Origin of the sequence: Streptomyces sp. NPDC029674 (assembly GCF_044903205.1) — a bacterium.
GTDB lineage: Bacteria > Actinomycetota > Actinomycetes > Streptomycetales > Streptomycetaceae > Streptomyces.
This window is the reverse complement of record NZ_JBJDPY010000004.1, coordinates 318,976-339,163: the sequence shown is the minus strand read 5'-3', so window position 1 is coordinate 339,163 and position 20,188 is coordinate 318,976. Positions and strand designations below refer to the sequence as shown.

Annotated in this window: 17 protein-coding genes and 1 pseudogene; 10 read left to right on the top strand and 8 right to left on the bottom strand. The window is 72.6% G+C overall.

The features are described 5' to 3' along the window. Positions 1 to 9: 9 nt before the first annotated feature. A complete protein-coding gene (locus tag ACI2L3_RS12075) occupies positions 10 to 897 on the bottom strand; it encodes a VOC family protein (RefSeq protein ID WP_404752230.1) in 888 nt (295 codons plus the stop codon). 379 nt (positions 898 to 1,276) lie between these two features. Here ACI2L3_RS12075 and ACI2L3_RS12070 point away from each other — a divergent pair, with 379 nt between their 5' ends. Together ACI2L3_RS12070 and ACI2L3_RS12065 are read left to right on the top strand one after the other, a co-directional pair. After that, on the top strand, positions 1,277 to 2,041 hold the full coding sequence (locus ACI2L3_RS12070; protein WP_404752229.1) for a PIG-L deacetylase family protein: 765 nt from the start codon (positions 1,277 to 1,279) through the stop codon (positions 2,039 to 2,041). An 80-nt stretch (positions 2,042 to 2,121) separates the two neighbouring features. Beyond that, complete coding sequence (locus tag ACI2L3_RS12065; RefSeq protein WP_404752228.1) at positions 2,122 to 2,979, top strand: alpha/beta fold hydrolase; 858 nt, start codon at positions 2,122 to 2,124, stop codon at positions 2,977 to 2,979. Positions 2,980 to 3,037: 58 nt separating this feature from the next. On the opposite strand, the gene ACI2L3_RS12060 is transcribed toward ACI2L3_RS12065, so the two are convergent. Next, positions 3,038 to 5,005 (bottom strand): M13 family metallopeptidase, encoded by a 1,968-nt coding sequence (locus tag ACI2L3_RS12060; protein WP_404752227.1) that lies wholly within the window; start codon positions 5,003 to 5,005, stop codon positions 3,038 to 3,040. Between the two features lie 143 nt (positions 5,006 to 5,148). Here ACI2L3_RS12060 and ACI2L3_RS12055 point away from each other — a divergent pair, with 143 nt between their 5' ends. Both ACI2L3_RS12055 and ACI2L3_RS12050 read left to right on the top strand, forming a co-directional pair. Then, positions 5,149 to 6,321: a hypothetical protein gene (locus tag ACI2L3_RS12055; RefSeq protein ID WP_404752226.1), complete on the top strand. Its 1,173-nt coding sequence runs from the start codon at positions 5,149 to 5,151 to the stop codon at positions 6,319 to 6,321. 175 nt (positions 6,322 to 6,496) lie between these two features. Beyond that, positions 6,497 to 7,534: a tetratricopeptide repeat protein gene (locus tag ACI2L3_RS12050; protein WP_404752225.1), complete on the top strand. Its 1,038-nt coding sequence runs from the start codon at positions 6,497 to 6,499 to the stop codon at positions 7,532 to 7,534. On the opposite strand, the gene ACI2L3_RS12045 is transcribed toward ACI2L3_RS12050, so the two are convergent. Continuing rightward, complete coding sequence (locus ACI2L3_RS12045) at positions 7,524 to 7,910, bottom strand: PPOX class F420-dependent oxidoreductase (protein ID WP_404752224.1); 387 nt, start codon at positions 7,908 to 7,910, stop codon at positions 7,524 to 7,526. The two genes, ACI2L3_RS12050 and ACI2L3_RS12045, sit on opposite strands and share 11 nt — an antisense overlap. A gap of 145 nt (positions 7,911 to 8,055) precedes the next feature. Here ACI2L3_RS12045 and ACI2L3_RS12040 point away from each other — a divergent pair, with 145 nt between their 5' ends. After that, on the top strand, positions 8,056 to 8,802 hold the full coding sequence (locus ACI2L3_RS12040; RefSeq protein ID WP_404752223.1) for a MerR family DNA-binding transcriptional regulator: 747 nt from the start codon (positions 8,056 to 8,058) through the stop codon (positions 8,800 to 8,802). A 26-nt stretch (positions 8,803 to 8,828) separates the two neighbouring features. Here ACI2L3_RS12040 and ACI2L3_RS12035 read toward each other — a convergent pair whose 3' ends face one another. Further along, positions 8,829 to 9,692, bottom strand: a complete 864-nt coding sequence (locus ACI2L3_RS12035) for an ABC transporter substrate-binding protein (protein WP_404752222.1) — start codon at positions 9,690 to 9,692, stop codon at positions 8,829 to 8,831. A gap of 261 nt (positions 9,693 to 9,953) precedes the next feature. Between ACI2L3_RS12035 and ACI2L3_RS12030 the strand changes: the two genes are divergently transcribed. Together ACI2L3_RS12030 and ACI2L3_RS12025 are read left to right on the top strand one after the other, a co-directional pair. Continuing rightward, positions 9,954 to 10,583, top strand: coding sequence for an NADPH-dependent FMN reductase (locus tag ACI2L3_RS12030; protein ID WP_404752221.1), 630 nt, complete (start codon positions 9,954 to 9,956; stop codon positions 10,581 to 10,583). A 30-nt stretch (positions 10,584 to 10,613) separates the two neighbouring features. After that, a complete protein-coding gene (locus tag ACI2L3_RS12025; protein WP_404752220.1) occupies positions 10,614 to 11,534 on the top strand; it encodes an NADP-dependent oxidoreductase in 921 nt (306 codons plus the stop codon). A 24-nt stretch (positions 11,535 to 11,558) separates the two neighbouring features. Here ACI2L3_RS12025 and ACI2L3_RS12020 read toward each other — a convergent pair whose 3' ends face one another. From ACI2L3_RS12020 to ACI2L3_RS12010, 3 genes are all read right to left on the bottom strand, one after another. Next, complete coding sequence (locus ACI2L3_RS12020; protein ID WP_404752219.1) at positions 11,559 to 12,728, bottom strand: serine hydrolase domain-containing protein; 1,170 nt, start codon at positions 12,726 to 12,728, stop codon at positions 11,559 to 11,561. Between the two features lie 396 nt (positions 12,729 to 13,124). Further along, positions 13,125 to 13,937 (bottom strand): maleylpyruvate isomerase family mycothiol-dependent enzyme, encoded by an 813-nt coding sequence (locus ACI2L3_RS12015; RefSeq protein WP_404752218.1) that lies wholly within the window; start codon positions 13,935 to 13,937, stop codon positions 13,125 to 13,127. A 113-nt stretch (positions 13,938 to 14,050) separates the two neighbouring features. Then, complete coding sequence (locus ACI2L3_RS12010) at positions 14,051 to 15,835, bottom strand: ABC transporter ATP-binding protein (protein WP_404752508.1); 1,785 nt, start codon at positions 15,833 to 15,835, stop codon at positions 14,051 to 14,053. A gap of 334 nt (positions 15,836 to 16,169) precedes the next feature. Here ACI2L3_RS12010 and ACI2L3_RS12005 point away from each other — a divergent pair, with 334 nt between their 5' ends. After that, entirely contained in the window at positions 16,170 to 18,245 is a 2,076-nt protein-coding gene (locus ACI2L3_RS12005; protein ID WP_404752217.1) for an ATP-binding protein, read from the top strand. A gap of 97 nt (positions 18,246 to 18,342) precedes the next feature. Here ACI2L3_RS12005 and ACI2L3_RS12000 read toward each other — a convergent pair whose 3' ends face one another. Continuing rightward, positions 18,343 to 19,269, bottom strand: a complete 927-nt coding sequence (locus ACI2L3_RS12000; protein WP_404752216.1) for a LysR family transcriptional regulator — start codon at positions 19,267 to 19,269, stop codon at positions 18,343 to 18,345. Between the two features lie 122 nt (positions 19,270 to 19,391). Between ACI2L3_RS12000 and ACI2L3_RS11995 the strand changes: the two genes are divergently transcribed. Both ACI2L3_RS11995 and ACI2L3_RS11990 read left to right on the top strand, forming a co-directional pair. Further along, entirely contained in the window at positions 19,392 to 19,811 is a 420-nt protein-coding gene (locus ACI2L3_RS11995) for a VOC family protein (protein ID WP_404752507.1), read from the top strand. Between the two features lie 23 nt (positions 19,812 to 19,834). Then, positions 19,835 to 20,140: pseudogene (locus ACI2L3_RS11990) on the top strand (hypothetical protein); the annotation flags it as partial. Positions 20,141 to 20,188 lie beyond the last annotated feature (48 nt).

The following is a 20,188-nucleotide window of genomic DNA, read 5'->3' as shown; positions in this document are numbered from 1 at the left end:
TGCGCGAGCTCAGCTCGCGACCACCGTGAAGGGGATCCCTTCGCGGTCCTCCAGCACGGCCTCGCGCCGGTGTGCGGGCCCTTGCGGCGGTGAGACGACCCGGCCGCCCCAGACCACGGCCGCGGCGGCGGCCGCGTCGGCGTCGGCCACGCGGAAGCACGCGTGCCAGCGGTGACGGCCCTCGGAGCCCGGCGGCGTTCCGTCACTGAGCGCGGCGACCGTGCGCAGTCCGTCACGCACCTGGATCTGTCCGTGGGCGTACTCCACCTCGCAGGAGTCACCCGACCCGTCGGCCCAGCCGAGTGCGCCGCCGTAGAACAGGGCCGCGGCGAAGATGTCCCGGGTGTGCAGTTCGAGCCGGGCGATCGGCCCGTCCCCCACCCTCCAGTTCGGGTCGGGGGCCTGCTGACGCAGACCGAACACCGCGCCCTCGGGGCCCGCCACCACGGCGATCCGCCCGGCGCTGGTCACCAGCGGGCCGACCGCCACGGTGGCGCCGCGCTCACGGAACCGGGTCACCGCGCCGTCCACGTCGTCGACGGCGAAGTACGGTGTCCAGCCCGCGAGGCCCCCCAGGTCGCACGTCGTCTCGCTGATGGTTCCCACCGGCGCCCCGGCCCGCACGGCCAGGGAGCGCGGCCTGCGCGGCGAGCCGAGCAGCGGGACGTGGCACCAGCCGAGGACCCGGCCGTAGAACTCCTCGGCGCCACGGAGGTCCCGGGTGGCCAGGCTCAGCCAGCACGGCGCCCCGCGGGCCTTGTCCAGGGTGTCCCTGGGCGGGTTCCCGGCGGACGCGGCCGCCGTCCGGTCGCGGGCGGGTATCAGGCGCGTTCCGCCACCCCTGCGCGCGGGCCTGTCGCCGGCCCATACGCGTCGTGTCTCCCTCGGCACAGTCACGGCACCCTCATCTCACTCGCTTCGCACACGCGGGACGTGCGGTCTCGGTTCATGCGGTCTCGGTTCACGCGGTCTCGCGAAGTGGTGATTCCGCCGAGAGCAGGTCGAATACCGGGACCTTCCTCACCGACTTCAGGGGCCAAGGGCCCGGCTCGACGGCTCGAAAGGCCCGGCGCCACGCGAGATAGGGACTTTGGTCCCGGTACGAGGACGGTCCGCTGGGCATTCAGGGCAATCGCCGCGGTCGTGAGGCAATCGCTGCGGCCTTCAGTACATCCGGGCAACCATGAATACGAAGGGAATCCAGTCGTGCGAACCATCAGGCGCGTCCGACGCGTGCTCTACGGCGCCGTGTGCCTGTCAGGGAGGAGTTTCGACCGTGGCTGACGAGCCGAGCCTGCTGGGCGTCTTCGCCCACCCGGACGACGAGTCCCTGGCAGCGGGCGGCGTGCTCGCGCGGCACGCGGCCGCGGGGGCCAGGACCGCTGTCGTCACGGCGACCTGGGCCGCGGGGACGGTGCGGGCCGCCGAGCTGGCGGAGGCGCTGCGCGTTCTCGGGGCGGGCCGCCCGCGGCTGCTCGGATACGCCGACGCGCGCGTGCCGGAGTCGGCCCCCGGAGAGCCGCGCCTGTGCGACGCGCCGCTCGACGAGGCCGTGCGGCGGCTCGTGGCACACATCCGTGCGTTCCGCCCGCGGGTGCTGGTCACCCACGACGCCTACGGCGGTCCGACCGGCCATCCCGACCACGTCCACACCCACCGGATCACCGTGCTCGCCGCCGGGGCCGCCGGGCTCGGACAGCTCTATCCGGACGCCGGTGTCCCTTGGCGGCCGAGCGCCCTCTATCTGGCCACGTACCCGGAATCCGCCGTCGCGGCGCTCGGCGACCTGCCCTGGGCGCGCAAGGCCGTGCACAGCGTCCCGGACGAGGAGATCACCGCGACCGTCGACGTCAGCCCCTGGCTGGAGCACAAGGTCGAGGCGGTCCTGGCGCACCGGAGCGAGGTGGAGCGGGGCGCGCTGCCCGGTCTGGTCGCCGCGCTGCCGGGGGAACTCCGGGAGCGGTTGTTCGCCACGGAGTGGTTCATCCGCCACGACCTCGCCCCGGCGGCGGGGCGTCAGAGGCAGCTCACCGCCTGCTGAGGCCACCCGGCGGGCGGCCCCGGCCCACCGTTCCAGGAACTCGGTTGCTCCCGCCCCGCGCCGCTGACAAGGTCACGGCCATGTCTACCTTCTCCGCGCCGGACGGAACCGAGCTCGCCTACCACGTCCGCCAGGACGACGCGGGCGCCCGCGGCGTCCCTCCGGTGGTCTGCCTGCCCGGAGGCCCCATGCAGGCCTCCGCCTACCTCGGTGACCTCGGCGGGCTCGCCGCGCACCGCCCGTTGCTCATGCTGGACCTCCGGGGCACCGGTGACTCCGCGGTGCCGGAGGACCCCGCCTCGTACCGCTGCGACCGGCTGGTGGACGACGTGGAGGCCCTGCGCGTGCACCTCGGGCTCGACACGGTGGACCTTCTCGCGCACTCCGGCGGCACGAATCTGGCGGTGCTGTACGCGGCCCGCCATCCCGAGCGGGTCGGGAAGCTGGCGCTGATCACGCCGAGCGTCATGGCCGTGGGGGTCTCCGTTGACGGCTCCGTGCGGCGTGAGACGGCGCTGCTGCGCCGGGACGAGCCGTGGTTCCCCACGGCTTTCGCGGCCCTGGAGGAGATCGTGGCGGGCCGGGCGACGGCCGATGCCTTCGAGGCCATCGCTCCCTTCGCGTACGGCCGGTGGGACGAGGCGGCGCGGGCCCACCGGGCGGCCGAGGACGTGCAGCGCAACGACACGGCCGCGGCCGCCTACGGTGCCGAGGGCGCCTACGACCCGGATGCCACGCGGGCCGCGCTGGCACGGCTCGGGGCGCCGGTCCTTGCGCTGGCCGGAGAGGGCGACCTCAACTCGCCGCCGCCCGCGGTGGCGGAGGTCGCCGGGCTGTTCCCGCACGCGCGGCTCGTCGTGCAGCCCGGTGCAGGCCACTTCCCGTGGCTGTACGACCCGGCCGGGTTCGTGGCGGCCACGGCGGCGTTCCTCGCCTGACAGCCGCGCGCAGCCGCCCACGGCCGCACCGCCTCTCCCCCGGCCGGGTCGCCCGGCGTCACCAGATCCGGACGCGCTCCGACGGGTCGAGCCACAGCCCGTCGCCCTCCGCCGTGCCGAACGCCTCGTGGAACTCGTCGAGGTTGCGGACGATGTTGGCGCGGAACTCCGGGGGCGAGTGCGGGTCGATGGTGAGGTACTGCTGCTCCTGCTCCTTGCGGCGCTTGGTGCGCCAGCAGTACGCCCAGTTCATGAAGAGCCGCTGTGAGCCGGTCAGGCCGTCGGCCTCGGGCATCGGCGCGCCGTCGAGCGCGATGAGGTACGCGGTGTGCCCGATGGTGAGGCCGCCCAGGTCGCCGATGTTCTCGCCGACGGTCAGCGAGCCGTTGACGAACTCGCCGGGGAGGTTGCGGGGCGAGAACCCGTCGTACTGCTTGACGAGCGCCTTCGACTTGCCCTCGAAGGCGGTCTTGTCGGCGGCGGTCCACCAGTCGTTGAGGTTGCCCGCGCCGTCGTACTGCGCGCCCTGGTCGTCGAAGCCGTGGCCGATCTCGTGGCCGATGACCGCGCCGATGCCGCCGTAGTTCTCCGCCGGGTCGGCGTCGGGCGAGAAGAACGGCTTCTGGAGGATGCCCGCCGGGAAGCAGATCTCGTTGGTGCCCGGGTTGTAGTACGCGTTGACGGTCTGCGGCAGCATGAACCACTCGTCGCGGTCGACCGGCGCGCCGATCTTGGCGAGCTCCCGGTCGGACTCGAAGGCGGCCGCCGCCTGCGCGTTGCCGAGGAGGTCGTCGGCCGAGACCTGGAGCGCGGAGTAGTCGCGGAAGGTGTCGGGGTAGCCGATCTTGGGCCGGAACGTGGCGAGCTTCTCGTACGCCCGCTCCTTCGTGTCGTCGGTCATCCAGTCGAGGCGGGCGATCGACTGGCGGTAGGCCTCGAGGAGGTTGGCGACGAGGTCGTCCATCATCGCCTTGGACGACGGCGGGAAGTGCCGCGCGACGTACTCCTTGCCGACGGCCTCGCCGATGGAGCCCTCCACGAACGCGACCGCGCGCTTCCAGCGGGCGCGGAGCTCCGGGGTGCCGTTGAGGGTGCGGCCGTAGAACTCGAAGTTGTTCCGCACGAACTCGTCCGGCAGATACGGCGAGCACGCGCGCAGCACGCGGACCGTCGCCCAGTCGCGCCACTGCTCGACCGGCACCTCGGCGAGGACCGCGGAGAGGTGGGTGAGGTAGGACGGCTGGCGGACGCAGGTCTCCGCGATGGTGGCGTCCGAGCCGCCGAGCGCGGCGGCATAGCCGCGCCAGTCGAACTCGGGGCACAGCGCGGTCAGTTCGTCCAGGGTGGTGAGGTTGTAGGTCTTCAGGACGTCGCGGGTCTCGGCCCGCTCCCAGTGGCCCGCGGCGAGCTTCGTCTCCAGGGCGAGGACGGTCCGCGCGGCGGCCGCCGGGTCCGTGTGCTTGCCGAGGGTGAGCAGCTCGGTGAGGTGGGCGACGTACTTGTCGCGGATCTCGGCGAACTTCTCGTCGCGGTAGTAGGACTCGTCGGGGAGGCCGAGCCCGCCCTGGAGGATGTTGAAGAGGTAGCGGTCGGAGTCGCGGTCGTCCGAGTCGACGTACGAGCCGAAGAGGCCGGAGCCGCCGATCCGCTCGAAGCGGCCGAGGAAGGCCGCGAGCTCCCGGGTGTCACGCAGGCCCGCGACCTCGTCGAGCAGCGGCTGGGCGGGCGCGAGGCCGCGGGCGGCGATGGTCTCCTCGTCCATGAAGGAGGCGTACAGGGCGGCGATCTTGCGGGCGTCCTCGGAGGTGGCGCCCGGATCGGCGGAGGCCCGCTCCGCCAGTTCCTGGATGATCGTCTTGACCTGCTGCTCCGCGGTGTCGGCCAGCTGCACGAAGGGGCCCCAGCTGGAGCGGTCCTCGGGGATCTTCTCGGTGTCGAGCCAGGCGCCGTTGACGTGACCGAAGAGGTCGTCCTGCGGCCGGATCTCGGGGTTCATGCCCGGGCGGGCGTCATCCAGAATGCTCATCCAGGCAGCCTATGCGAGCGGCCGCCGGGCTCCGGGCCGTCCACCGCCGGCCGCCGCGTCAACTCGCGCGCAAACCATCTCATTAGGAGCGATAAAGTATCGCGTCAACCTTTGTACGCCTGTGACACCCAGGGAGCCCATCCGTGAGCGTAGCCATCGTCCCGTCCCAGGAAGCCGCCTCCGCCGAGGAGGCAGTCGCTCCTGAGGAGGCCGCCTCCCCCACCGCCGACGCGGCGGCGCTGGTGGCCGAGGACGCCCGCGCGTTCGGGGTCTACGCCCGCACCGGCGGCTGGGCCTTCGGCCTCAAGGTCGCCCGCAGTGTCCGGCCGGGCGGCCAGAGCGCCGGCGAGACGCCGAAGATCTCCGCCAAGGAGTTCGCCGAGCTGGCGGGCTGCTCCGCCGACCGCGTCATGCGCTACTACAAGGCCTGGGACAAGGCCGCCGACGACGGGATGGTGCCGCACTTCGAGGCGCTCTCCCCCGGCATGGAGGTCGAACTCCCGGACGCCGACGTCTGGCTGTCGTACTACAGCGCCCGCTCCAGCGCCCTCACCCAGCGCGGCGAGGCGATCACCGAGGCGGCCGAGGCCGAGGGCATCCGCCCCACCAAGGCTCTGGAGGTCGCCGAGAACCCGACCGCGCTGCGCGCCGCGATCCTCGCCGACCCCGGCACCGCGGAAGCCGCGCGGAAGGCCCTCATGGACCGTCTCGGCGAGGACCCGGCGCTGCGCACCGAGCTGGTCCGCGACATCGTCCGCGCCGACGACCTCAAGAAGGCCGTGGCGGCCGAGTCCAAGGCGGGCGACCGGGTCGACTACGTCCGCCAGATCGTGGAGAAGGGCCAGGTCAAGACACCCGCCGGGCAGATGATCGACGCGCCCGCCGAGCTGCGCGAGGAGGCCGAGCGCCACCTGTCCCTCATCGACGAGCTGGACGACGGCGAGGAGTCCGGCGAGTGGGCGCGCGAGGCGTACGACACGGTGCGGGACATGGTGGCGCAGACCGTCCAGAGCGACCCGGAGCTGCGGGTGCAGGAGCGGCGCGCGAAGTTCTACAGCAGCCTGCAGAAGGCCACGAAGGTCTTCGAGGAGCTGACCTTCGACGACGTCGCCGCCGCCGAGGAGATCCGCGACATCTACGAGGACGACATGGTGAAGCGCCTCGAGGACCTGCAGCAGGCCATCGGCGCGTGCATCACGGCTCTCCGGACGGCGACGGCCACGCCGACCGCCCAGGAGACGCCGGAGACGCCGGCCGGCCAGATCAGCGAGGCCGACCAGGTCGAGAGCCTGCCCGACGAGTGGGACGCGTCCTGACCCTCCCCTCTCATACGTCCCGCACGTCCCGTACATCCCGAGGCTGACCACGGCCCGGCCCGTGGCACTCCAGTCGTACGCGATGACCCCTACCGGGAGGGATTCGCGGCCCCGGCCCCGGCTCGTAGCTTCTTGATCACGTCACATCGCTGAACGATCGAGAGGCACCGGATCCATGTACGTCAAGGCATTCGCCCCGGAGTACCAGGGCGAGCTCGGCTCGGAGCTGAGCGTGAACTCCTCCTACGAGGACGTGCGCGCGACGGCCGACCGGGCGCTCTCCCGGGCGGGCGGCGCGGCCGAGCGGGCACGCGCCGCGCTCGCGCTGGCCGAGGCGAGCCGACGGCTCGGCCGGGTCGACGACGCGGGCGACGCGTGGCGCCAGAGCTACCGCAGCGCCCGCGCCGCCGGGGAGACCGGGGCGATGGCCTGGGCGCTGTGGAGCGGCGGAACCCTCGCGCGACAGTGCGGGGCGCTGCCGCTCGCCCGGCGGCTGCTCGCCCACTCCGTGGAGCTGGCCGCGGCCGGCGGCGACCGTCTCGCGCACGGGTACGCGCTGGCGGGCCTCGCCGAGACGGGCCGCATCCAGGGCGACTACGCGTCCGTCGCCGCCCTCCACGAGGAGCTGCTCGCACAGGGGCGGGCGCACGGCGAGGCGCGGCACATGGTCTGGGCGATGACCGGGATAGCTCAGATGCACCGCAACCGCGGCGCGCACGCCAAGGCGCTGGAGCTGTTCGAGGAGTCGGTGCGGATCGCCACCGAGGCGGACGACGCGCGGGGGCGCGCCTGGTCGCTGCGGGGCGTGGCCGACGTACTGTCCCTGCGGGGCGAGCCGGACCGGGCGCTGGAGCTGCTCTCCGAGGCGGAGGGCGTGTGCCGGGCCATGGACCTGGCGAGCGCCCTCGCCTACAACCACAAGATGCGCGGCAACGTCCTGTACCGCGCCGGGCGTTACGCGGCGGCGCGAGAGACGTACGCCGTCGCCCTCGAGGAGTTCACCGCGATGCGCGAGCCGCGCGGCACCGCGCTGGCGCGGCTCGGCCTCGTCAAGTGCCGCGCGCGTCTCGGGCGGGACCCGGAGGCGACGCTCGCCGAACTGGACGTACTGGAAGCCGACTTCGGCCGCATGGGGCTACGGCAGGCCCGCGACGCGGTCGTCGCCTTCCGGGCCGAGACAGCGGCCGTCAGTGCACCCGCCGTCAGCGCGTGAGCGTGATGCGGATCCCGACCGTGCCCTTCAGGCCGCGGCGGATCCTGCTGCCGAGCAGCGTGAGGAAGCCGGCCACGCCGTACTTGTGGAGGATGCGGGTGCGGTAGGCGGCGGTGACGTCCGGCGGGCAGATCTCGGCGGTGGCGGGCACCTGCTCGCCCGTGGGGTTGCCCCGCCGGTCGCACGGGCCGACGGTGACCTCCGCGCACGCGCGGATCCGCTTCACCTTCCACGAGTCCGCGGCCGTCCAGATCCCGAGGGCGTCGCCGTCCGCGACGACCCACACGGGGGTGGGCACCAGCGTGCCGTCCTTGCGGGCGCTGCTGACCAGCAGGTACTTTCCGGCGCTGAGCTGCGTCAGCAGGGTGTCGACCATGCCGAGAGTCTAGGGCTCCGCGGGGATCATCTTCCGTAACCGGGCGTCCGTCCGGTCGGCAGGGCCGCGGCGCGTTCCCGGCTGTCGCCGTTCAGCTCAGGAGGTCCGCGAGGCCCTCGACAGCCACCGGCACGTGGGAGAGGGCATGGAGAAGGGGACGGCGAAGGGCGCCGAAGAGGCAGCCGGGGGCCCCGCGCTCCGCCCCGTCGATCTGGCGCGCGCGGCCGGCGTCTCCCCGCAGCAGATCCGGAACTACGCCGACGCGGGCATCCTGCCGCCCGCGCCCCGCTCCCCCGCCGGCTACCGCAGGTTCGACTCCGGGCACCGGCGGGCGCTGCTCGCCTACCGGGCCCTGGCCCGTGGCCACGGGCCGGGCGCGGCCCGGGCGGTCATGCTGGCCGTGCACGCCGGTGACGTGCCGGGGGCGCTCGCCCTCGTCGACGCCGGGCACGCCGCGCTGCACGAGCAGCGGAACTCCCTGCGGACGACGGGTGAGGCGCTGGCGGCCGTCGCGGAGGGCGGGCCCGCCGCCCCCGCGCTGCCCCGGTCGCGGCTGCGCATCGGTGAGGTGGCCGCCCACCTGGGCGTGCGCACGTCGGCCCTGCGGGTCTGGGAGGCCGCCGGACTCCTGACACCGTCACGCGATCCGGTGACGCACTACCGCTCCTACTCCCCCGCCGACGTCCGGGACGCACGCATCGTCCACATGCTCCGGCAGAGCCACTACCTCCTTGCGCAGATCGGCCCTGTCCTGGACGACCTGCGCCGCAGCGGCAGCGTCGGCGCGCTGCGCACGGCCCTCGCGGACCGCGCGGCGGCGCTGGACCTGCGGGCGCGGGCGATGCTGGAGGGCGCGGCCCACCTGCACCGCTATCTGGCGGACGGTGCGTAGACGCCGGCCCGGGTGGCGTCGCCGAGTCAAGGGCCTGCGGCCTCCAGGGCTTCGGCGACCGCGGTGAGGAATCGTGCGTGCTGCCTTGCGCTGGGCGGGAGTTCGGGGTTCCACGGCAGAGTGCGGACGTCAGCTCCAAGGGCGTCGCCGAGCGCCGCCGCGTTGCCGCGTACGTCGGTGAGGACGAGGTCAGGATTTAGTGCGGCCGCCTCGGTCCAGTTCGTCGTGGACCAGTTGGCGCCCTGCCCGGGCGCCGGGTCCACGAGGCCGACGCCGAACCCGGCGAGCGCGGCCAGGTCGGGCCAGGCGTAGGGCCTCGCCAGGTGGACGGAGTCGGGTCCTGCCGGGGAGAGGGCGAGCACGCGGGAACGTACGGGACCGGCAGCCGCGACGGTCAACCGGGCCTCCGCTGCGGTGAGTTCGGCGTCCGCGTCGGGTTGTGGAGCGGCGCCCAGGCTGCGGGCGAGGGCGGTGAGGCGGTCCCTGATCCCGGCGAGACCGCGGCCACCGCCGACGTCGAGGACGACGAGCGGGACCTGCTCCTCCAAGTGCTTGGCGGCCTCCGGGTCGATGCCGTAGACCTGGCCGCCGCCGTAGGTCAGCGCCACGACCAGGTCGGGCTCCGAGGCCAGGAGGGCGGCCAGGTCGAGTGCGGAGCCCGCGCCGAAGTAGGGGAGGTCGGCGACGGGGAGGCTGCCCGTCTTGGCCGGATCGGGCACGGCCGGGTCGTCGTGCGCGGAGCCGAAGAGGCCGGCGGGCCGTATGCCGTGGTCGTGCAGCGCCGCGCCGGTCGGCACGTAGGCGACCGGCCGGGACGGGCGGCTCGCGGTCCTCACCAGGTGGTCCCGGTCGTCGGTGAACTCCCATTCCTGGGCGGTGTGTTGTGCCATGATGTCCGACTCCTCCTGCCGTCCCGTGCCGTGGCCTGTTCCTGCCGTGGCCGTCCCGCTGCTACCTGCCCGGGCGCACGCCGGAGTACACGGGCCGGCGACCGCGCGCGGAGTCGGCCACCGGCCCGCGTCGCACGGTCTCCGCCGGTCGACCTAGTCCCTGCGCAGGTACTGATCCCGGTCGCGCGACAGATGTGGGGGCGGGGCGCGCCTTCGTAACGTCAGCGGGGTCGGAAACAAGCACCCCACCAGGAGGCGGACATGAGCGGCAACCAGCGGACCACCACGAACGAGCCGGTCGGCACGGGACACGGCACGGACGGCGACGAGCCCCTGAAGCTGGCCGTCATCGTCGCGAGCACCCGGGAGGGCCGCTTCGCGCCCACCATCGCCGACTGGTTCACCGGGCAGGCCGCACGCCGCGCCGACCTGGACGTCGACGTGATCGACCTGGCCGAGGTACGCCTGCCCGAGGCGCTGTCCAGGCGTCCGGGGCCCGAGGTCGGCGAAGTCACCCGGCGCGTCGAAGCGGCCGACGCGTTCGTCGTCATCACGCCCGAGTACAACCACAGCTTCCCCGCCCCGCTGAAGACCGCGATCGACTGGCACTACAAGGAGTGGCGCGCCAAACCGGTGGGCTTCGTCAGCTACGGCGGACTGTCGGGCGGGCTGCGTGCCGTCGAGCATCTGCGGCAGGTCTTCGCGGAGCTGCACGCGGTGACGGTGCGCGACACCGTCAGCTTCCACGACGTGTGGGACCGCTTCGACGCGTCCGGCGAGCCGCTCGACCTGACCGGCCCGGAGACGGCGGCCAAGACGATGCTCGACCAGCTGGCCTGGTGGGGCCGGACCCTGCGCGAGGGCAAGACCGTCCGCCCCTACGCCGCCTGACTCGCCCCCCACTTGAACGAAGGAGTTGCCATGAAGATGATCGCGGCGGCGCTGACCGCCTACGGTCCGCCGGAAGTGCTGCGGCCGACGGAACTCGACGTCCCCGAGCCGGGCCCCGGTGAGGTGCGGGTCCGGATCAGGGCCGCCGGGGTGCAGCCGTTCGATCTGCGGGTGCGGGAGGGCTGGGTGCCGCCGGGCGCCGAGCCGGGCTTCCCGGTCGTGCCCGGCAACGAGTTCGCGGGCGTCGTGGACCGGCTCGGCGAGGGCGTCGCAGACTTCGCGCCCGGCGACGAGGTGCTCGGCTACTCCCTCCTCGGCGGGTACGCGCAGTACGCGGCGGTGCCCGCGGACCAGCTGGTGCACAAGCCGGCCGCGATGCCGTGGACGGTCGCGGGCGGCTTCTCCGGCAACGGCCAGGGCGCCCATCTGGCCCTCTCCCACCTGCGGATACGCCCCGGCGACACCGTCCTGATCGGCGCGGCGGCCGGCGCGCTCGGCACGTTCTCCGTACAGCTGGCCCGGGCCTGGGGCGCCACGACCGTCATCGGGACGGCCGGCGAGCGCAACCACGACCATCTGCGGGCACTCGGCGCGGTCCCGGTGACGTACGGCGAGGGGCTCGTCGACCGGATCCGGGCCATCGCGCCCGACGGTGTCGACGCGGCGCTCGACGCGGCCGGACCGGAGGGACTGCGGGCCGCCGTGGCCGTGACCAAGGACCGCGCCCGCGTCATCACCATGGTCGCCATGGAGGAGGCGGCACGGCTCGGGCTGCCCGACTGGGGCGGCACCCGCTCGGCGGCGCGCCTCGCCGAACTCACCGCGCTGTACGAGAAGGGTGCGGTGGACGTGCACTTGCGCGCGACGTTCCCGCTGGAGCGTGCGGCGGACGCCCACCGCCTCGTGGCCACGCGGCACGGCCGCGGCAAAGTGGTCCTCACGGTCGGCTGAAGGGCCGACCGGTCGGGCCCCCTGCTACTTCTCGCACAGGGCGTCGTCGACGAGTTGGTCGGTGCGGTCGTCCCAGTCCTCCGCGGCCACGTTGGTCGAGCGCATCACTATGACTCCCTTCCTGCCCTTGTCGACGAAGCCGTTGGTGTTCCGGTGGCCGAGGGTGGTCCCGCCGTGGCCCCAGTAGCCGCCTCCGCAGCTGAGCTGGGTCCACAGGATGCCGAGGCCCGCCTTCTCCACCCTTTTCCCGCCGTCCTCCCGAGGGGCCAGCACCGTCTTGAGCATCTGTGCCAGCTGCCGTGGCTGGAGCAGTTCGCCGCCGAGGAGGCTCTGCCAGAAGCGCGCGAGGTCGTTCGGTGTGGTGATGAGATCGCCCGCCGAGCCACCCCAGGACATGTTCACCTCGGTGCTCTCGACAAGGCGGCCCCCGGGCTTGAACTGCTGGTACGACTTGGCGTGCGGCTGGGGAAGGCCGGTCCGCCTGCCCGCGGAGAATGTGTGCTTGAGTCCGAGGGGCTTGATGATCCGGTTGCGCACCTCGTCGCTCCAGTGCCGGCCCGTCACCTTCTCGATGATCATCCCGGCCAGTATGTAGCCGGTGTTGGAGTAGCTCCAGCCCTTGCCCGGCTCGAAGAGGGGCGGGTTCCGCAGGGCGAGGTCGACCAGTTCGCGCGGCTCGTAGTGGTCGAAGCGGTGCTCCTGGAACCCGTTCTCGTTGATGACGGGAAGACTGGCGGCATAGTCCGGCAGCCCGCTGGTGTGCTGCAGCAGCTGGCGTACGGTGATCCGGCTGCCGTCGTTGCCGTTGGCATCGACCACTCCCGGCAGCCACCGGTCGACGGTGTCGTCGAGCCGCAGCCGGCCTTCGCCGACGAGTTGCAGCACGACGGTCGACACGAAGGTCTTGGTGTTGCTGCCCATCCGGAAGTAGCCCTGGCGCGGCATCGGCCGGTCGGTGCCGCGCTCGGCGGTGCCGCTGCGCACGAAGCGGCGTTGGTCACCGTTCACCAGGGTGGCCTGGGCGCCCACCACCCCGTCCTTGCGGACGATGTCGTCCAGGCCTCGCTGCACATCCGCCCGTCCGTGGCCGGAGGTTCCCGCGTCGGACCGGGCCCAGGCGGTGGAGACCGGTATCGCCAGCGTCGCCGTGACGGCGAGCGCCGTCAGGGTTCCCAGGGTTCGCAGCTGCGTCATGGTGGTACCTCACATCGCTGTAAGACGTACGGCGGCGCACAACTCCCCTACACGTGCGGGGGGTTGCTGTATCGCCGGGCGACCGGGCAATGCGCCCCGTCCCAAGATCATTGACCCATGGGAGGGCAGCTGACGACCATGGAGGAGTCCCCCTGAAGGGGGTGCGGAGAACCCCACCCCCTCGCGGATCAGGCGGTCCTGGAGGGCCGGCGGCAGACTCGCGTCGCCGGCCAGACGTACGTAGGTCTCTGTGCGAGACGAGAATCACCGGCCCGTTCCGCTTGGCCCGTTCCAGCGTCCCGATCAGGTGCGTGACGTTGTCGGCGGCGGTAAGTGATGTGGCCCCACCGGATGGTGGGGCCACATCAAGTCAGAGGGCCATTGCGGCACCGTACGTCACCTTCGCAGCCAGTCGCCCGCGCCGCTGACCCACTCCCCGAACAGGGCCTCGTCGCCGAATACTTCGATGCCGTCGGCCGGGGTCGGGGTGCGGCGCCGGTACAGGAGGAGCAGGAGATCCGTGAGCGTCCCGCGTACGGCGGTGGTCGCCTTCTCGTGCGCGTGGGTCCAGGTGACCGGCGCCTCAGTGAGGTCGATCAGCCACTCCCCCGCCCCCTCGGGCGCGTCCGTCGCGTGGAGGTGGAGCGTGCGGCCGGGCCCCAGCAGGGCGTGAAGCGCGGCCTCCGACTCGTAGGCCTGGGGCAGCGTGCTGAACTCCATCCACTCTTCGAGGCCGTCGAGGGCGACGTCCGCGTCGAGGGTGTACGTTCCGCCGACCGCCGCGGTCGCGTCGAAGCGGTGGACGACCGTTTCGTACGTCATGCGGCGCGCCCAGAAGAGCGGGGTGCCACCCGGCGCCACGGTCCACACCTCGGCCTCGGGCCCCGCCTCCCGCAGTGTGTCCGCGAATTGGGCGGCTCCCTCCACGAGCCAGGCGGACAGCGCCGGAACGTCGTCGTCCGCCTCGGGCGTGACGAGGTTGACCTGCTCGTCCGGTACGGGGCCGGTGGCCCGGGTCCGGACGACCGTCTCGGCCCAACGGTGCGTGCCGCCCACGTGCCGCAGCAGGTGGGCGAGGGTCCAGCCGGGACACCCCGGCACAGGCACGGTGGCATCCGCACCGGCGATGGCCGAGGCCAACAGCGCTGTCTGGTCGACGATTCGATCGGCGTAGCGGTCGTGAACCGCGCGAAGGCTGGGACGCGTCATGTCGACACGGTAATCCACAGCTTGCAGGGTGCTCGGCACGAACCAGGGGCTGGTGAACACGGTGGGGAGTGGTGTCGACTGTGTGCGGGAAGTCGAGGGCGTCCCGTTGTCCGTCATGTCGACGTCGCCAGGAACTGCGTCGCCGCCAGTTCTCCGTACAACGGGTCCGCAGCGACCAGTTCGGAGTGCGTGCCCACCGCCCGTACCTTCCCCGCGTCCATCACCACGATCCGGTCGGCCAGCGTCACCGTCGACAGGCGGTGCGCCACCACCAGGACCGTGACCTCGCGGGACACCTCGGCCACCACGTCCCGCAGCGCGAGTTCGTTGACCGCGTCGAGCTGTGACGTCGCCTCGTCGAGCAGCAGCAGCCGGGGTTTCCTGAGCAAGGCCCTGGCGATCGCCACCCGCTGCCGTTCGCCGCCTGACAGCTTGGAGCCCCGGTGGCCGACCACCGTGTCCAGGCCCTCGGGCAGGCGCTCGACCACGGCGTCGAGCCGGGCACGTACGAGAACGTCCCGTACGTCGGAGTCGGTGGCGTCGGGCGCGGCGAAGAGGAGGTTCTCACGCAGGGTGCCCGCGAGGACGGGGGCGTCCTGCTCCACGTACCCGATCGCGCCCCGCAGTTCGGCGAGCGGCCACTCCCGCACGTCCCTGCCGTCGACCAGGACCCGGCCGCCCGTCGCCTCGTAGAACCGCTCGATCAGGCCGAACACGGTCGTCTTGCCCGCGCCCGACGGTCCGACGAAAGCCGTCATGCCCGGGCCGGGCACGTCGAAGCTCACGCCGTGATGGACGTACGGGAGATCGTCGCGGTAGCGGAAGGTCACGTCGTCGAAGGCCACCGAGGCCGCGCCGTCCGCTACGGAACCGCCCGCGAGCCGCCGCCCCACCACACTCTCCGAGCCCTCCGTCTCCTCCGCACCCTCCCGCTCCTCCGTCTCCTCCGTCTCAAGGCGTTCCGCCTGTACGATCCGGGCGATCGCCGCCGAGCCCACCTGGTACTGCGACGCCGCCTCGACCAGGCGTGACACCGGGTCGATCAGGTAGAAGAGGAAGAGCAGGAACGCCACCAGCGTCGAGACGGAGATCTCGCCCGACGCGACCCGCGCGCCGCCGATCCCGAGCACCGCGAGGAACGACACCTGCACGGCGAGACCGACCGAACTCCACGCCACCGACTGCCACTTCGCGGAACGCACACCGTGCCGCCACGCGTCCTGCGCGGCCGCCTCCACCACGGCCGCCTCACGCTGCTCGGCGCCGGAGGCCTTCACCGTCCGGAAGGCGCCGAACGCCCGCTCCAGAGCGGTCGATATCGTGCCCACCGCCTCCTGCGCACGCTGTGTCGCCCGTGCGATCTTCGGCATCACCAGAGCCACCGCGCCGCCGATCAGCACGATCACGCCGAGCGTGACGCCGAGCAGCACGGGGTCCATCAGCCCCATCATCACGATCGTCGCGAGGAAGGTGAGACCGCCGGAGGCGGCGGAGACCACCGACTGCGTCGTCACGGCCCGCAGCAGTGTGGTGTCCGAGGTGACGCGCGACATCAGATCGCCCGGCTGGGTCCGCTCCACCTCCGCGAGGCGCAGCCGCAACAGCCGCCCGATGAGGGTGCGTCGGGCCGCCAGTACGACGGACTCGGCGGTGCGCTCCAGGACGTACGCGCCGACGGACTCGATCGCGGTGCCGAGCACCACCAGCGCGGTGAGGAGCAGCAGGATGCCTGCGATGGAGTCGTCACCGCCGAGCCGGTCCACGAGCGACTTGGCCGCCAGCGGCTGCGCCAGCCCGGTCGCCGAGCCGATCAACGTCAGGAAGGCGCCCAGGGCGACGGCGCCGCGGTGCGGGCGGAAGTGCCGGTAGAGGGCGCTCCAGGTCTCCTTCGCGGGCAGCCGCTCGGGTTTGTCGGCGTCCTTGGTCCCGGCGGGCGTGGGTCTTGGGATGGGGGCTGCGTCGGTCACGTCTGGCAGGACGCAGCGCGGCGTGATCCACCTGACAGAGGTGCCGTGTGTCGCTTACGTGCGACGTACGCGTATCGCACCCGTACAGGAATGCGATGAGTCGCTGTCCCGCGTGATTCGGCCCGGCGCTTCACTACCCCGGGCAGCGAAGGGGAGTTAGCCGGTCAGCCGGATCCGGTGCAGTGACGATTCTGCACGGGGACGGTGGCACGGGGCGGGCAGTGAGGCTCGCGGTGATGCGGCAGGCGAGCAGGAGTGGATGGGTGTGCGAGTACGGGGTCTGGTCGGGCGGACCGAGGAGCTGGGGATGCTCCGCGGCATGCTCGCCCGGGGGAGGCTGGTCACGGTGGTGGGCGGCGCGGGGGTCGGCAAGAGCCTCCTCGCCGAGCACGCGGCCGCCGCGGTGGGGAGTTCGATGGCGGACGGCGTGGTGCGGGTGCGGTGGTGGGACGGCACTCCCCCGCGCCGGCGGTCGGTCGCGCAGGCGGTGGCCGAGGCGGCGGACGGCGGGGAGGAGGGGCCGGGTGCGTCCGTCGGGGTCGCAGAGCTCGCGGCGCGGCTGCGGTCCCGGCGCATGCTGTTGCTGCTCGACGACTTCGATCCGGTGCGGGGTGAGTGCGTACGGCTCGTACGGGCGCTCCTCGACGTGGCCCCCGAGGTACGGGTGCTGACGGCCGGGCGGCATCCGCTGGGCCTCGGTGAGGAGGCGGTGCTGCGCCTGGGACCGTTGCGAACAGACACATGTACAGGGGAAGCCGAAACCGCAGACACAGGCACAGGCACAGGCACAGCAGAGGTAGGCATAGGCGCGGACACCACCGCCAGCTCAGAGTCAGAGCCTACCGTCGGACCCGCCGTGACACTGTTCCTGGAACGGCTGCACGCCGCCCGCCACCGCGCGGAACACGGCACTCCGCCGCACGGACGTAACCGCCCTACCCCCGAGGACCGGGCCGACGAGCCGCAGCTGGCCCACGACATCTGCCGGCTGCTCGACGGCGTACCGCTGGCGGTCGAGTTGGCGGCGGCCCAGGCGGCGCGGTATCCGCTGGCGCAGCTCGCCAGGATGCTGGAGTCCTCGCAGGGCTGGCTCGGCAGGCCGGACGCCCCGCTGCGCAGGCACCGGTCGCTGCGCGCCGCCGTGGGCGCGGGGTACGCGCTGTGCGGGACGGCGGAGCGGACCGTGTGGGCCCGGCTGAGCGTGTTCGCCGGGAGCTTCGACGAGGACGCGGCCGTCTACGTGTGCTCGGGCGGCGGGCTCGACGCCCAGGACGTGCCGGCCGCGCTGGCCCGCCTCGTCCTTGCCTCCGTCCTGGAGCCGGTCCGCGATCCCGGCGGCGTTCTCACTCCGCGCTACCGGATGCCCGCCGCGGCCCGCGGCTTCGGCGCCGAGCGGCTGCAGTCGGCCGGAGAGACGGCCGCGGCCGTCAGCCGCCACCTCTACTGGTACGCCCATGTCGCCTCCACCGCCCACCACTTGTGGAGCATCGGGACGCACGGACGGGCCGTCGCACTCGTCCGTGACGAGGAACCCGACCTGCGTGCCGCACTCGACAGGGAGCCAAGCGGCACCGACGAGGCGTCGACGATGCTCTCGCTGGCCGTGGACCTGTGGTTCTGGTGGGCGGTCTGCGGTCACGCCGAGGAGGGGCGCGTACTGCTGAACCGGCTGCTGCCGCCCGCCCGGTCCGGCACCCGGCTGTACGGACAGGCGCTGTGGCTGTGCGGCTGGCTCGCCGTGTGCACCGGCTCTCCGGAGGCCGTCGAACTCCTCGGCCAGGCCTGGCGCGTGGCCGTGCTCGCGGGTGACGACGCCACCGTGGGGCGCGTCTCGCACGTGCTGGGCGCGCTCGCCCTGGAGGCCGGCAGCACCGAGCGGGCCATCGCCCATCTGCGGGAGGCCGCCGAAACGATTCCCGTGCACGCCGAGCACGGTCCGCCCGCCGCCGTCAGCTGGGCGCTGCTGGCCGTGGCACAGGCCGGGGTCAGCCCCGGCGACGCGTGGCGCAGCGTCCGCCGCGCATCGGCGGGTCCGCAGCCGCGGCACGACCTGTGGACACGTTCCATGACGCAGTACGCGCAGGCCGTCGTCGACCACTTGCGCGGGCGCCGCAGCCGGGCCTGGCGCCGGGCCCACAAGGCACTCGCGGGAGCCGCCGGAGTCGTCGGAGCGGCCGAGGTCCCGGCCCTCGCCGCCATGGCGGGGCCACCTCGCGCCGCCGTCATCCATCAGCTGATCGCGGAGATCGAGGCGGCGGGTCCACGGCCCGGGGAGGCGCGGCGGCGAACAGGCGCCGGAACGGGTTGCTCATGCCGGCCGTGCCGGTCGCGCCGGGGGTAGCGTCCAGAAGTCCGCACGGCTCCGAGTGGTCATCCCCGTCACCCGCAAAGCCCCTGAACCCCTGAGCCCCTGAGCCGCAAAGCCCCTGGCCCCCAGCTCACCCGAGCTCTGCGACGCGGGCCGCTTCCCGTAAGGCGCGTACGGCGGGCACGTCCCGCTTCTCCGGGAGCCACGCCAGGACGGACTCCGAGTTCCCGAGCTCGGGGACGTCCACGTAGACGAGTCCGGGGCGGGGGTAGAGATCGCGGGCGGCCGCAGGCAGGAAGGTGATGGCCTGCCGCTGCAGCACGGCCAGCACCATGGCTTCGGTGTCGCGCACCACGGGCCCGTACCGGACCGGGGTTCCGTCAGGTCGGGGGTTGACCGTGAGGTGATCCCACCATGTGCGGGGAACCTCACGGGGCATGTCGACCACCGTGCGGTCGGCGAGCTGAGCCAGGGTGAGGGTTTCCTCCCGCGCCAAGGGGTCATCGGCCGGCAGGCAGACCACCCGCGATTCGGTCGCCAGACGGCATGTCTGGAAGCCGGTGGGCAGCGGTGCGCGGAGAAAGGCGGCGTCCACCTCGCCGACGGCCAGCGCGTCGAACTGCTGGAGGAAGTTGAGGTTGTGGATCTCGATGTCCAGGTGGGGGTGGTGTTCCCGGGTGTGGGTGAGGACGGCCCTGGCGTGCGGCATCGCCGCTTCGGCGCCGAGCGAGCCGACGCGCAGGAGTCCCCGGACCGCCCCCGCGTGTGCGTCGGAGACGTGGAGCAGCCGCTGAAAGGCGTCCAGGGTCGCCCTGGCCTCCTCGGCGACCGCCTCTCCGGCGGGAGTCAGGCGTACGCCGCCCGGGCCGCGCTCGATCAGGCGGACGCCCAGGCGTTCTTCCAGCGTACGGATCTGCTGGCTGAGGGCGGGCTGCGAGATGAACGAACGGGCGGCCGCCCGGCCGAAGTGCCGCTCCTCCGCCACGGCGAGGAGCAGGCGCAGTTGCCGCAGGCTTGGCTCACTCGCGAGGCGACGGCTCTTCCCACCAGGGCTCATAGATTCGACGTTATCAACTCGGCGATGTAATTGGTCATTTGACGATCTAGTCCCCCGCGGGAGGGCCCGCCAGCATGGACGGGCACGCACAGCGCGACATTTTGGAATGGAAGAGGACAGCCATGTACCAGCAGATGATCTTCGTGAACCTGGCCACCAACGACCTCGACGCGTCGAAGAAGTTCTTCACCGAGCTCGGCTATGCGATCAACGACGAGTTCAGCGACGAGACGACGGCCTCGATCCCGCTCGGCGAGACGATCGTGGTGATGCTGCACACCCGCCAGAAGTACGCCGAGTTCACGAAGAAGCCGATCGCGGACTCAACCAGATCCAGCGAGGTGCTGCTCGCGCTGAGCGCGGAGAGCCGCGAGAAGGTCGACGAGCTGGTGGAGAGAGCGGTCGCGGCGGGCGGCACGGTCACCGGTGAGCCTCAGGACCACGGCTTCATGTACGGCCGTTCCTTCGACGACCTGGACGGCCACACCTGGGAGATCATGTGGATGGACGAGACGGCGGGCGAGAGCGAGAACGAGAACTGAGGAAGAGGGTCCCTCGGAGGGCGCCGGACGTACGTGTCCCGGACGCCCCGGTGGAGGACTGGCAGGCGGTCCTCGATCTTGTGGAGGAGAGAGGTTGGCAGTACCAGTACTCCGAAGGGGACAGTGCTGCCGTTGCCTCGGGCGGAGACCGTGCTGTCCCGCCCAACGGACGCCGAGTGCCCGAACCTGCGGGTCTGGCCGACTGCCGACGGCGGCGCTTGGGCAAGCCGGTGCTGATGGATCCGGAGGGCGCTTACGGCCATCCGGTGCTCGGCTTCGACATCGCGGCCGACCGAGTCGTCCTCTTGGCCGAGCCGTTGGTCAGGTGATTGCGGCCGTCGGCCGCGATTCGCGCACCGGCAGACGCTGTCAGTGCC

Bases quoted from the DNA above. Each gene is read 5' to 3' on its own strand.
- ACI2L3_RS12015 (WP_404752218.1), bottom strand. From the start codon at position 13,937: ATGACGCGTCCCAGCCTTCGCGCGGTTCACGACCGCTACGCCGATCGA.
- ACI2L3_RS11995 (WP_404752507.1), top strand. From the start codon at position 19,392: ATGTACCAGCAGATGATCTTCGTGAACCTGGCCACCAACGACCTCGAC.
- ACI2L3_RS12025 (WP_404752220.1), top strand. From the start codon at position 10,614: ATGAAGATGATCGCGGCGGCGCTGACCGCCTACGGTCCGCCGGAAGTG.
- ACI2L3_RS12030 (WP_404752221.1), top strand. From the start codon at position 9,954: ATGAGCGGCAACCAGCGGACCACCACGAACGAGCCGGTCGGCACGGGA.
- ACI2L3_RS12035 (WP_404752222.1), bottom strand. From the start codon at position 9,692: ATGGCACAACACACCGCCCAGGAATGGGAGTTCACCGACGACCGGGAC.
- ACI2L3_RS12050 (WP_404752225.1), top strand. From the start codon at position 6,497: ATGTACGTCAAGGCATTCGCCCCGGAGTACCAGGGCGAGCTCGGCTCG.
- ACI2L3_RS12045 (WP_404752224.1), bottom strand. From the start codon at position 7,910: ATGGTCGACACCCTGCTGACGCAGCTCAGCGCCGGAAAGTACCTGCTG.
- ACI2L3_RS12000 (WP_404752216.1), bottom strand. From the start codon at position 19,269: ATGAGCCCTGGTGGGAAGAGCCGTCGCCTCGCGAGTGAGCCAAGCCTG.
- ACI2L3_RS12060 (WP_404752227.1), bottom strand. From the start codon at position 5,005: ATGAGCATTCTGGATGACGCCCGCCCGGGCATGAACCCCGAGATCCGG.
- ACI2L3_RS12065 (WP_404752228.1), top strand. From the start codon at position 2,122: ATGTCTACCTTCTCCGCGCCGGACGGAACCGAGCTCGCCTACCACGTC.
- ACI2L3_RS12020 (WP_404752219.1), bottom strand. From the start codon at position 12,728: ATGACGCAGCTGCGAACCCTGGGAACCCTGACGGCGCTCGCCGTCACG.
- ACI2L3_RS12040 (WP_404752223.1), top strand. From the start codon at position 8,056: ATGGAGAAGGGGACGGCGAAGGGCGCCGAAGAGGCAGCCGGGGGCCCC.